Origin of the sequence: Anaerobacillus alkalilacustris, from assembly GCF_001866005.1 — a bacterium.
GTDB lineage: Bacteria > Bacillota > Bacilli > Bacillales > Anaerobacillaceae > Anaerobacillus > Anaerobacillus alkalilacustris.
Genome location: NZ_MLQR01000041.1, coordinates 1 through 11,762 on the forward strand (window position 1 = coordinate 1; position 11,762 = coordinate 11,762).

At 35.6% G+C, this 11,762-nt stretch carries 12 protein-coding genes and 1 riboswitch; of the genes, 9 read left to right on the plus strand and 3 right to left on the minus strand.

Features of this window, described 5'->3' with window-relative positions:
- The first annotated feature begins 675 nt into the window (after positions 1-675).
- The 6 genes from comGC to BKP37_RS15945 all read left to right on the plus strand — a co-directional run bounded on the left by comGC (position 676) and on the right by BKP37_RS15945 (position 2,909).
- Positions 676-996: a competence type IV pilus major pilin ComGC gene (gene comGC / locus BKP37_RS15920; protein WP_071310616.1), complete on the plus strand. Its 321-nt coding sequence runs from the start codon at positions 676-678 to the stop codon at positions 994-996.
- A complete protein-coding gene (gene comGD / locus BKP37_RS15925; RefSeq protein WP_071310617.1) occupies positions 989-1,441 on the plus strand; it encodes a competence type IV pilus minor pilin ComGD in 453 nt (150 codons plus the stop codon). Before comGC ends, comGD begins: the two co-directional genes overlap by 8 nt.
- The gene (gene comGE, locus BKP37_RS15930) at positions 1,428-1,760 is read left to right on the plus strand and encodes a competence type IV pilus minor pilin ComGE (RefSeq protein ID WP_071310618.1); all 333 of its coding nucleotides are present in this window, start codon (positions 1,428-1,430) and stop codon (positions 1,758-1,760) included. The genes comGD and comGE overlap by 14 nt, the downstream gene beginning before the upstream one ends.
- On the plus strand, positions 1,757-2,194 hold the full coding sequence (locus BKP37_RS15935) for a competence type IV pilus minor pilin ComGF (protein ID WP_071310619.1): 438 nt from the start codon (positions 1,757-1,759) through the stop codon (positions 2,192-2,194). The genes comGE and BKP37_RS15935 overlap by 4 nt, the downstream gene beginning before the upstream one ends.
- Positions 2,181-2,564, plus strand: a complete 384-nt coding sequence (comGG, locus tag BKP37_RS15940; protein WP_071310620.1) for a competence type IV pilus minor pilin ComGG — start codon at positions 2,181-2,183, stop codon at positions 2,562-2,564. Before BKP37_RS15935 ends, comGG begins: the two co-directional genes overlap by 14 nt.
- 153 nt (positions 2,565-2,717) lie before the next feature.
- A complete protein-coding gene (locus BKP37_RS15945) occupies positions 2,718-2,909 on the plus strand; it encodes a YqzE family protein (RefSeq protein ID WP_071310621.1) in 192 nt (63 codons plus the stop codon).
- Positions 2,910-3,760: 851 nt separating this feature from the next.
- On the opposite strand, the gene BKP37_RS15950 is transcribed toward BKP37_RS15945, so the two are convergent.
- Together BKP37_RS15950 and BKP37_RS15955 are read right to left on the minus strand one after the other, a co-directional pair.
- Entirely contained in the window at positions 3,761-4,552 is a 792-nt protein-coding gene (locus BKP37_RS15950) for a YqhG family protein (RefSeq protein WP_071310622.1), read from the minus strand.
- On the minus strand, positions 4,530-6,215 hold the full coding sequence (locus tag BKP37_RS15955) for a DEAD/DEAH box helicase (RefSeq protein ID WP_071310623.1): 1,686 nt from the start codon (positions 6,213-6,215) through the stop codon (positions 4,530-4,532). Before BKP37_RS15955 ends, BKP37_RS15950 begins: the two co-directional genes overlap by 23 nt.
- Positions 6,216-6,705: 490 nt before the next feature.
- A riboswitch (glycine riboswitch) is annotated at positions 6,706-6,850 on the plus strand.
- A 588-nt stretch (positions 6,851-7,438) separates the two neighbouring features.
- On the opposite strand from BKP37_RS15955, the gene gcvT reads away from it, so the two are divergent.
- Genes gcvT through gcvPB form a run of 3 tightly spaced genes read left to right on the plus strand, consistent with a single transcriptional unit; the run spans position 7,439 to position 11,374 of the window.
- Entirely contained in the window at positions 7,439-8,536 is a 1,098-nt protein-coding gene (gene gcvT / locus BKP37_RS15960; protein WP_071310624.1) for a glycine cleavage system aminomethyltransferase GcvT, read from the plus strand.
- A 37-nt stretch (positions 8,537-8,573) separates the two neighbouring features.
- Positions 8,574-9,923: an aminomethyl-transferring glycine dehydrogenase subunit GcvPA gene (gene gcvPA, locus BKP37_RS15965; protein WP_084034785.1), complete on the plus strand. Its 1,350-nt coding sequence runs from the start codon at positions 8,574-8,576 to the stop codon at positions 9,921-9,923.
- Entirely contained in the window at positions 9,920-11,374 is a 1,455-nt protein-coding gene (gene gcvPB / locus BKP37_RS15970; RefSeq protein WP_071310625.1) for an aminomethyl-transferring glycine dehydrogenase subunit GcvPB, read from the plus strand. Before gcvPA ends, gcvPB begins: the two co-directional genes overlap by 4 nt.
- Before the next feature lie 154 nt (positions 11,375-11,528).
- On the opposite strand, the gene BKP37_RS15975 is transcribed toward gcvPB, so the two are convergent.
- A partial coding sequence (locus BKP37_RS15975; RefSeq protein WP_211271459.1) for a transposase occupies positions 11,529-11,762 on the minus strand: 234 nt, incomplete at its 5' end.

The window sequence follows — 11,762 nt, forward strand, 5'->3', positions numbered from 1 at the left end:
CTTAATAGAAAGAGATGTCTGTAAGGATTTTCGTTTTAGCTTAAAAGAGTAACGTGTAAGCTTTTAATAGAATTGGAGAGTAAGAAAACAAGGACTTGTAAAAAAATGACATACAAGCCCCGGGTATCCTATTGCCTTTTTTCCTAAGTTGGTTGATAAACTTTTCTTTAGACTGGATTATATTTTCCTGATTTAGAGGTTTAGATGTAATTTGTAAGTTATTGGCTCTTTAGCCTGATGACATTGAGTAAGACCCCTACCTCAAAACTTAAGAAGATTGAAAGGTATGGGATGAACTGCCCCTAAATATCCGATATAGAAAAACTTTCATCAGGGATGAACGAAAACTCGCACTGATTGAAGCTCGCTTTATACACTGTTGTTATTTACCTTTTTTTCTTTATTTACTTTCGAAAAAAGAAAAAATTACATTTTTTTTGTAGAATTGAAGGAATTTTGTTGGAGGATGTCAAATATGTTATTTGTAGGATTCTTATGATGAAACATTCATCTTAAGAACTATTGCCTCAATGGTCTCTCTTCATGAAACGTACACAAAATTATTTAGAAAGAGGTGAATATTTAAATACTCCCCATTGTCACTCCCCCTTAAAACCGCTTATTTCTTTTTTCAGTAAAAGAGTCTCTAGTTATTAAATAATTAAGAGGTGTCTTATGAAAATTAGAAAATATTTGTTGAATGACCGTGCTTTTACTCTTATTGAAATGATGATCGTATTAATGATTATCTCAATTCTTCTTCTTATTACCGTCCCAAATATGTCTAAAAATAGCTCAATTGCTCAAGAAAGGGGTTGCGAAGCCACGATTGATTTATTGCAAGCACAAGTAGGCGCATATTTTATTGAAAATGGTGAGTTGCCATTAAGTTTAGGGGTTTTAAAAACTGAAGGTTATGTAACTACAATTGATTGTCCAGATGGAACTGAATTAATTTTGAATGGACAAGGGGTAGTAGTGAAAGTAAATGATTAAAGTTAATAACTTTCAGAATGATCGTGGTTTTACCTTAATTGAGATGACAATCGTTTTAATGATCGTTGCAGTCGTTACATCTATATCTGTAGGGAATTTCAGAGGAGCGCAAGAGGCTATCAATCGAAATGAATTTATTTTTCAACTGAAACAAGATCTCCATTATGCACAGCAAAAAGCTATTAGTCATTCTGCAACGACAACCGTTATTTTTCTTAATGGTGGGAAAGAGTATGTAGTTCGACAATCTGGAGAAATAATATTAAGAAGAAAATTCCATGATAATATTACATTTGTTCCAATAACACTGACCTTAAGTGATATCGCCTTTCTTCCATATGGAAATGCTAGAAAGTCAGGAACGTTATTAATTAGAATTGGTGACTGTAGTTATAGACTGGTTATACTTTTAGGGAGGGGAAGATTTTACATTGAACAACTGTAAAGGATTTTCTTTGATTGAAGTTATGACGTCGCTGATGATACTTTCAATAATGACTATTATTATTCTCCCTACATTAGCTACGGTTTATCAGGAACGTTCGTCCATCCAACAAGAGCAACGAGCAATTATCATACTTGAAAAGGTAATTACTGAATGGATTTATGAAGGAAAAATAGTTCATGAAATGCAAATTACAGAAATGAATACAATATTCACTATCTCCTCCGAAGCTACAGGGAAGAAGGAACTAACTGCATGCATCAGTTGGAATGCTGCAAATAATCGAAGTTATGAAAGGTGTGAGAGTGGAAAGAAATGAACCAACCAAATGGTTTTACATCTATTGAAGTTTTAATTGCTTTCTTCATTTTCCTCGTAATTGCTTCAATACTTCCTCAATTTTTTAGAATAATAACATTTGAGCCGAAACTTTTGCATCGGATGGAAACATCAACTTTTTTTCAACAGCTAACATTTGATGTACATCAAGCTGCTACTATTCTGGTTGATAATAATATCCTTTACTTACAAAAAAGTAATGATGAAACGGTCACATATGCTTATCATCAGCAAAGGATTAGAAGACAAGTTAATAATAAAGGTCAAGAAATTGTTATGCAAAATATAGTTGATGTGAATTTTGTCCAATGGAGTAATGGTATTGATATAACAGTTACAGATATCTTTAATAATACTCATAATAGGCGAGTGACTCATTTGTTACCTTTAGAGAGAATGTATGTTGAAGAATGAAAAAGGTTTTATTATGCCTGTTACACTAATAATCATTTTAATAGTTTGTAGTTTTGTTACCTTTCAAATGAACCAATATGTAATTGAAAAGAATTACTTTTTTGAAGCAAGTGAAATGTATACAGCTGAACGTCTTTTGCAAATGGCGATTGTCGATGTTGAACAACATCTAGTTAATCAACATGAGAACCACCTGTCAGGAAAATTTCATTATGAAAATGGAGAAGTAATATTTGTTATTAATAAAGAATTAGATGATGTTTTTTCTATTACTTTAACAAGTAAAACTTTAAATCAGAGATCTAGAAAAATAATGTATTACTATTACTCAGGTCTCGGGACTGTTTTACCTTGGTTGAAAGAGAAATGAAGTGGTAATTAAAATAGATCTTTAATGGGGCTTATGGGGAGTAAAAAACATATCTGCAAGTAGGCTATCTGTTTTAGTAAAGATAACCTAATTTACTAGCATAAAGAAGTTTGTTTTTGGTCATACTATTAATAAAAAAAATGGTGAAGCTAAATGAAAACAAACGATTATATTAAATATGTGACACAACAATTTGTAAGTTATGTAGATACGTCAAGTGAAGAAAGAAAAGCTCAAAAAGAAGAAAGGAAAGCTAATAAATTACCGTTTACTTATCGATGGTTTGGATTAATTCCCTTTGCAATTATTCAAGCTTTCAACGTAAATAGAAAGAAAAGTAAGTGAACTCGTTTCAGCAAGCTGAAACATCGGAAAATTAGGTGAAGAGTCTACTCCACCTGATTGGAAAATCCCACCTACGCTATTACCCTAAAAAAATTCAGATAAAAACGGTAATGTTGGATGACTACGCTTCATCGCTCCCGTCTAGGGAAGAGGTCGATAGTCATCTTTTTACGTTTATCCCACTCTTAACGTGCTGTAAGATTCCCACCTCAAAGCTATGAAGACAACAGAGGGCGATGAGAAGATCGTTTCCGTTTTTCTTATTTAATCAGAATTATAATTATAAATTTCTAACTTGAAAACTGTCTAGCGCAAACAGCCTACGAGCTCGGTCACTTCAGTCAAGCAACGGACTTCAATAACTACTTGAATAACGTCTCTGAATAGCTTCATGCAGCAATGCTTGGAGGAAGCCTACTTCGAAGCATTGCTGTAAGACGCAGAAGCACGCGGAAGCCAAAGAGCGGCTTCTGTCAAAGGGCTCCCCAGTGAAGCTACTACTTGGATTACTTCGAAGCGGCTTTGCTCTTGAGCAAACGGAGTGGCACAGGAGCAGCTGCTCGTGACCAAGGCGCTTGCACTTTTCTTGCAGTATCAGAATTTATAAATTTCTAACTTGGAAACTGTCTAGCTTCAGGCGCCATCGGCTCGATCACTTCAGTCAAGCAACGGACTTCAATAACTACTTGAATAACGTCTCTGAATAGCTTCATGCAGCAATGCTTGGAGGAAGCCTACTTCGAAGCGTTGCTGTCAGACGCAGAAGCACATAGATTGCGGTCAAAGAGCAGACCGCTACTTGCTCGACCTTCCAGTGTTTGTCGCCGATAGGCGGGCGCCTTGCGCTTTTCTTATGTATTCTTTAAGTAAAACAGTCCGCCATTAATGATATGAACGTTTATTTTTGGTTCATATTGATCTTTTAGGGCTTCTATTTCTAAATGGTAGCTTTCTGGCTTTTCTTCTATTTCTTCATAGAATGTCTCCAAAAGTTTTAAGTCTTTTTGCCAACGATTATAAGCATCCTCTGCCCATTGATGGTCGTCTTCAGCTATAAGTGAACGTATTACATTTTCTAGTCTTAGTAAACCGCTTTTTGGTGTTATTAAAGGAGATAGGGTAAAACAAAAGTCAGGAATTTTCGGAGTTACGGTTTTACTTAATAACATGTCATGAAATTCTTGTATTATTTCCCCTGTTATTAAGTTTAATCCTAATGAAATGATCATATCCTTCTTGCGATCACATTGATATGAAATCTTTGTATTAATGCAAAGCCAAGGATGGAGCGCACTAGATTGGAACGTGTCGTCCTTAGGTATATGTTCATATAGTCGGATATAGGTCCCTACTTGGTTTAAGGATTGTAAAATTTGGTGAAGTCTAGGAGAACCGAAATGGATTTGTTCTCCTTTTTTTTCTTCGCTACACTGATTAGGGTCGGTAATTAGTGACATTTGCATTGGGTTAGGTGTACCCCCGGTTTTTTCTAAATAATGCCAATAAAATGGTCGATTCATAAGCAGTTTGTCTAGGTCGACGGAGAGTTGAACATGAAGATAGCCACTACAGTTTTCCAGAATGGTACTTTCATTAGCCGTAAAATAACGTTCTAATATATTATGAATTTCCTGCTGCTGCATCGTTTACTACACCTTCTTCATTTAACTTTATTAGTTCACTTAAGTGATTCATTTTTATGCGAATTTCACCCTCGCTTTGTGATTGAACTAGGATATCTGTTATATGTTCTTCAATGTTATTTAATTCTAGTCTAGATAAGATATCGTCTAGTTCACCAATCACGCGTTCAAATAGGCGGATTTTATCGTAAAGTAAAGATAATATATGTTGTTCAACTGTATTTTCTGTTGAGAAGTTATAAATATGAACATCCTTTTGTTGACCTAAACGGTGAATGCGTCCTATTCTTTGCTCTATTCTCATTGGATTCCAAGGAAGATCATAATTGATGATATGATGACAAAACTGTAAATTAATTCCTTCTCCGCCTGCTTCTGTGGCAATAAGCACTTGTGCATGGTTGCGGAATAATTCTTTCATCCAATCCTTTTTGCTTCGTTTAAACCCGCCACGAAAAGGTACACTCTTAATCCCATGTTGGTTTAAAAACCATTGTAAATATAATTGAGTAGCCCGATATTCCGTAAAAATAATGACCTTATCGTTTATTTTTTGGATTAGTTTTAGCGCTTTTTCAGCTTTAGAGTTTGTCTTAACTTCTTCAATTTTCTTGAAAATGTAATTTATTTTTTCTGTCATATCAGGTGTAGCGTTGAGTTTTTCAACCATATTTTTTAATGTTAAAAAAACGGCCTCTCTACTACTACACACTTCTCTTTGTAATGTAATAAGAGAGAAAGGGCTTTTTATAATGGAATCATTAGAAGTAAAATCTTTTAAAGATGAAATTGCATCATACAACTCTTGTTCTTCTTTAGTAAATGAGATTGTAATTGTTTCTACAATTCGTTTGGTCCACTCGATGCCAGTGTCATCTCGACGGTTTCGTACCATGACCTTGTTGACAAGTTCCCGTAGCTTTTCATCATTTTTAGGTGAACGATGATTTGACCGGAAATCTTTGTCGAAACTATTTTCATCGCCTAAATGTCCAGGTTTTAATAAGGATACAAGGTTGAATATTTCTTCAAGTTTGTTTTGAACAGGTGTAGCTGTTAAAAGTAAACAAAATTTCTTCTTCAAACTTTGAATGAACTCATAGTTTTTTGTTTTTTTATTTTTTAGTTTATGAGCCTCATCTATTATAATGATGTCGTAATTTTGATTTAATACAATATCTCGATGAGGATTTCTCTTGGCCGTATCTATTGATGCAACAACGACATCACATTGCTCCCAGACGTAAGTTTTACGCTGAGGCGTTGCGGGGATATAAAATTTCTGATTCAATTCTTGAGCCCATTGTGAAACAAGAGAAGCTGGAACTAAAATTAGTGCTTTTTTTACCAAGCCTCGAATCATATATTCTTTTAGGATTAAGCCAGCCTCAATTGTTTTGCCTAACCCTACCTCATCAGCTAATATTGCTTTTCCGTTCATTTCCTCAATTACTTTTTTTGCTACATCTAGTTGGTGAGGGAATATAGTCAAATTAGGTAAATGGTTAGGGGCCATTAATCCTGAAAATTCTTTAATTGATAAGTGATTTTCAGCCTCAATTGCCAGTTTATATAACTCCCAGTTTGACCAAGGTCCGTCATCTTCTACCTTTTTTAGCAATCCTTCCTTCCATGAAGAATCAAAATTAATCGTAATATTCATGGACACGGCTCCTTCCTTTTTCATTAGAAAAGTAAATCCTTGCTTTAGTAAATAAGTTTACTATAATAAAACTGAACTTCAATCAGTGGGGTTTATCCTCCTCGCCACTGATTGTTAGTTTAACTTTTACCATGGGCATAAGAATAACTAATCCTCAGCTTTCATTGATGAAAGTTATTCTATATCGGACCTTAAGGTAATCCCTCATCTAAGCTTTTTAGTTTTGTAAAGTTTTGAGGTGAAGTCTTACTGCCCCTTAAAAGTGGGATATACCTAGGGCAAAAAATATGATTTTAAATTTACCGAAATAAAAATGAATAAATCTCGTAACCATGATTTTCTCCCTATGTGAAAATGAAAAATAATGATTGCCATATAAACTTGGATAGTGTTAGGATAAGGATAAGGGAGTTTTCAGTGTTTTCATATTGTTTAGTATAGACAAACTTGAGATAAAACATGAGTTAGTTCTACAATTTCATAGAAGCGAATGAGATCAAGGGGAGAGACTGCAAAGGTTTTAGTAGTTTTAAGCTATAAACTATTAAAAACTGAGGCTTTTTAGCCTATCTGCAGCGCCGAAGGAGCAAGCGTATAATCGTGAATCTCTCAGGCAAAAAGACTCTTGTTTGACGCAACTCTGGAGAGTGTCATTATTGACCACCCACGAGGAAAATTCTAATTAATTTAGAATAAACTTTCTGGTTTAAGGACAGAGAAATACATCACTATGTATTTCTCTGTCCTTTTTTGTAGTATCAGAATTATAAGTTTCTAACTCGTAAACTGTCTAGCTTCAGCGCCTACGAGCTCGGTCACTTCAGTCAAGTTTCTGACTTCAATGACTACATGAATAACGTCTCTGAATAGCTTCATGCAGCTTTGCTTCGAGGAAGCCTACTTCGAAGCATTGCTGGAAGACGTAGAAGCACGCGGAAGCCAAAGAGCGGCTTCTGTCAAAGGCCGCCCCAGTGAAGCTACTACTTGGATTACTACAAAGCAGGTTTGCGACGAGCGAACGGAGTGGCACAGGAGCAGCTGCTCGTGACCAAGGCGCTTGCGCTTTTCTTGTACTTTTGTACTTTAAGTTTAACTTCGCTTAAGTATTAAAGTACAAAAAAACTAAGGCTTTCGTTATAGAACTTATTTGGGTGCTGGGGCGAAGAGTGAGTAAAGGGAGTATGTAGGGATTTTTTAAAATCTAGAAGTAATGGAGGGATTTTGTGAGTGATTTAAAACGTACACCACTTTTTGAAATATACAAAGAGTATGGTGGCAAAACAATTGATTTTGGTGGTTGGGAACTTCCGGTTCAATTTAGCAGTATTAAAGAAGAGCATGAGGCCGTTAGAGAACGAGCTGGTCTTTTTGACGTTTCACATATGGGAGAGTTTTTAATTACAGGAATTGGTGCAGAGAATTTCTTGCAAAAGTTAGTAACGAATGATGTTTCGAAATTGAAAGTTGGAGCAGTTCAATATACGGCTATGTGCTATAAAGATGGTGGAACTGTAGATGATCTAATTATCTACAAAAGAGCTGAGAATGAATTTTTGGTTGTTGTAAATGCATCAAATATAGAAAAAGATTTTCAGTGGATGGAACAGCAATTATTGCCGGATGTAGAGTTGAAAAATGTTTCTAAGCAAGTTTCTCAGTTAGCGCTGCAGGGACCTTTGGCAGAGAAAGTTCTTCAAAAGATAACGAAAACAAATTTAGCTGATATCACTTTTTTTACATTTCGAGATGAGATTGATTTACAAGGGGTAAAAGCTTTAGTTTCGAGAACGGGTTATACTGGCGAAGACGGGTTTGAAATTTATTGTAATAATAAAGATGTAGTTTTCCTTTGGAGAGAATTATTAGAAGCGGGGAAAGACGAAGGGGTAATACCTTGTGGCCTTGGAGCACGGGATACTTTACGCTTTGAAGCAAGACTACCTTTATACGGTCAAGAGTTAACAAAAGATATAACACCTATTGAGGCTGGAATTGGCTTTGCTGTTAAAGTTGATAAGGAAATAGAGTTTATCGGAAAAGAAATTCTGAAATTTCAAAAAGAAAAAGGTGTGCAAAAACGACTCGTAGGTATTGAAATGATTGAAAAAGGAATACCAAGAACAGGCTATGAAGTATTTGTTGGTGAGGAGAAGGTTGGTTTTGTAACTAGTGGGACTCATTCACCAACTCTTAAGAAAAGTATTGGATTAGCATTAGTTGATATTGAATTTGCTCCTTTAAATACTTTAGTTGAAGTTCAAATTAGGAAAAAACGATTAAAAGCAAAAGTAGTCTGTACACCATTTTATAAACGGTCGTAAGTAGGTCCATACACATTTCTAATAAGGGGGAAGTAAATTGAAATTTCGTTATTTGCCAATCACTGAGCAAGATAAGAAAGAAATGATGGAAACGATTGGGGTTAAGTCCATCGATGAATTGTTTGCAGATATTCCTGAAAAAGTTCGTTTAAAAGGGGAAATGAATTTAAAGGATGCACTTTCAGAGCCAGACACCGTTAAAGAGTTAGTGAGAATGGCAAGTAAAAATGCTGACAGTAAGAACTACACATCTTTTTTGGGAGCTGGGGTTTACGAACATTACATCCCTTCTGTTGTGGATCATGTAATTTCAAGATCTGAGTTTTATACAGCTTACACACCATATCAACCTGAAATTTCACAAGGGGAACTACAAGCGATTTTTGAATACCAAACAATGATTAGTGAACTAACTGGAATGGACTTAGCTAACTCTTCAATGTACGATGGGCCAACTGCATTAGCAGAAGCTGCAATGATGAGTGCTGGTCAGACGAAGAAAAAGACCATTCTTGTTTCAAAAACAGTTCATCCTGAGGCAAGAGATGTACTAAAAACTAATGCAAAAGGTCAAAACTTAACAGTTCTAGAGATTGAAATGCAAGACGGTATAACGAGTTTAATAGATTTAAAAGAAAAATATAATGACGAAACGGCTTGTGTTATTGTTCAATATCCGAACTTTTTAGGTAATATTGAAAACTTAGCTCAAATTGAAGAAATAGCTCATTCAGGTAAAGGACTTTTTGTTGTATCAAGTAATCCTTTGGCTTTAGGAGCATTGAAACCACCAGGGAAATTTGGCGCTGATATTGTAGTGGGAGATGCTCAGCCATTTGGAATTCCTGCTCAATTTGGTGGTCCTCACTGTGGTTTTTTCGCTACAACATCTAAGCTTATGCGAAAAGTACCAGGGAGATTAGTAGGACAAACAACCGATGATAAAGGTCAGCGAGGTTTTGTTTTAACATTACAAGCACGTGAACAACATATTCGTCGCGACAAAGCTACTTCTAATATTTGCTCAAACCAAGCTCTAAATGCATTAGCAGCTTCTGTTGCTATGAGTGCTTTAGGTAAAGTTGGGGTAAAGGAAATGGCATTACAAAACATTCAGAAGGCAAATTATGCGAAGCAAACCTTTATTAATAATGGTTTTACAATTTGTTTCCCTAATAGGGCAATTTTCAATGAGTTTATAATAAAACTTACTAAGCCTGTTAAAGAAGTAAATGAACTGTTATTCAAACAAGGAATTATCGGTGGCTATGATTTAGGAAAAGATTACCCTGAATTAGATGGGTATATGCTTATTGCAATTACAGAGCTAAGAACAAAAGCAGAAATTGATAATCTTGTTTCTGAATTGGGGGGAGTAAAAGAATGAGAAATCAATCATTAATTTTTGAGCAAAGTAAAGTCGGAAGAATAAGCTATAGTTTACCTATCTTAGATATTCCAGAACAAGAGTTAACCGATATACTCCCACTACAATTTATTAGAGATGAGGAACCAGAATTACCAGAAGTATCTGAACTTCAGCTCATTCGTCATTATACTGCTCTTTCAAAGAGAAATCATGGTGTCGATTCTGGATTTTACCCGTTAGGTTCTTGTACGATGAAATATAATCCAAAAATTAATGAAGATATTGCCAGATTAACTGGCTTTTCACATATCCATCCGCTCCAAGATGAAAATACGGTTCAAGGTGCCCTGGAATTACTATATGATCTCCAAGTTTCATTAGCAGAAATTACAGGGATGGATGAGGTAACTTTACAACCAGCAGCAGGTGCTCACGGTGAATGGACAGGATTAATGCTGATTCGTGCATATCATGAAAAGAATGGGGATTTTCATCGTACGAAAGTAATTGTACCTGATTCGGCACACGGTACGAATCCTGCATCGGCAACAGTTGCTGGATTCGAAACAATAACTGTCCGTTCTAACAACAAAGGGATAGTAGACTTAGATCATTTACGTGAGGTAGTAGGAGAAGATACAGCTGCATTAATGTTAACAAACCCAAATACGTTAGGTTTATTTGAAGAAAATATTATTGAGATGGCAGAGATCATTCATAATGCAGGTGGTAAACTTTATTATGATGGCGCGAATTCAAATGCCATACTAGGAATTGCTCGACCCGGTGATATGGGCTTTGATGTAGTTCATCTAAATCTTCATAAAACATTTACTGGGCCACATGGTGGTGGTGGACCGGGGTCAGGACCAGTGGGAGTGAAAAGTGAGTTAATACCATTTTTACCTAAACCGGTCATCGCAAAAGATGGAGAACGCTATTACTTTGATTATGATCGTCCGGAAACTATTGGACGTGTAAAACCTTATTACGGCAATTTCGGAATTAATGTACGTGCATACACGTATATTCGGACAATGGGTCCAGAAGGATTACGTAAAGTATCTGAAGATGCCGTTTTAAATGCTAACTATATGTTTAGACGCCTACAACCTTATTTCGATGCACCTTATACTCAGCATTGTAAACATGAGTTTGTGCTTTCTGGTAAACGCCAAAAGAAATTAGGGGTAAGAACATTAGATATTGCTAAACGTCTACTAGACTTTGGTTATCATCCACCAACCATATACTTTCCATTAAATGTGGAAGAGTGCTTAATGATCGAACCAACAGAGACAGAATCGAAAGAAACGTTGGATGAATTTATTGAAGTAATGATTCAAATAGCAAAAGAAGTAGAAGAAAACCCTGAAATTGTTCAAGAAGCTCCACACCATACGGTTATTGGGCGTCTTGATGAAACAACTGCCGCCAGAAAGCCAGTACTAAAATATCAAAAATGGTAGAAATAAAAAATGAAGGGGACTCCTTGGAGTCGAGACCACTGAAAAACTTACGTTTTTAAAAAGTCTTAGAAATTAACAGAGTAAAAAAGACAGCCCAAATTCATTATTTTGAATTTCGGAGCTGTCTTTTTGTGTTATTCGATAATTTGTATCCCTATTTTTTGTTCATTAGTGTCAATATTCTTTTCACATTCACTGTGAAAATAGCCATTGCCCCTTGCAGTTGCATGCCAATTAGACCCGAGGATTCTGCAACATCGTACCCGTGTCTATGTTTTAATTCACTATTTTTAGCTTCTATTTTGTAGCGCTCTTTCGACTTTTCTTTAAAATAGTCGCTCTCTTGAAACTTTATTTGTTCTGTGTGTATGTCTGATTTAATCGTGAC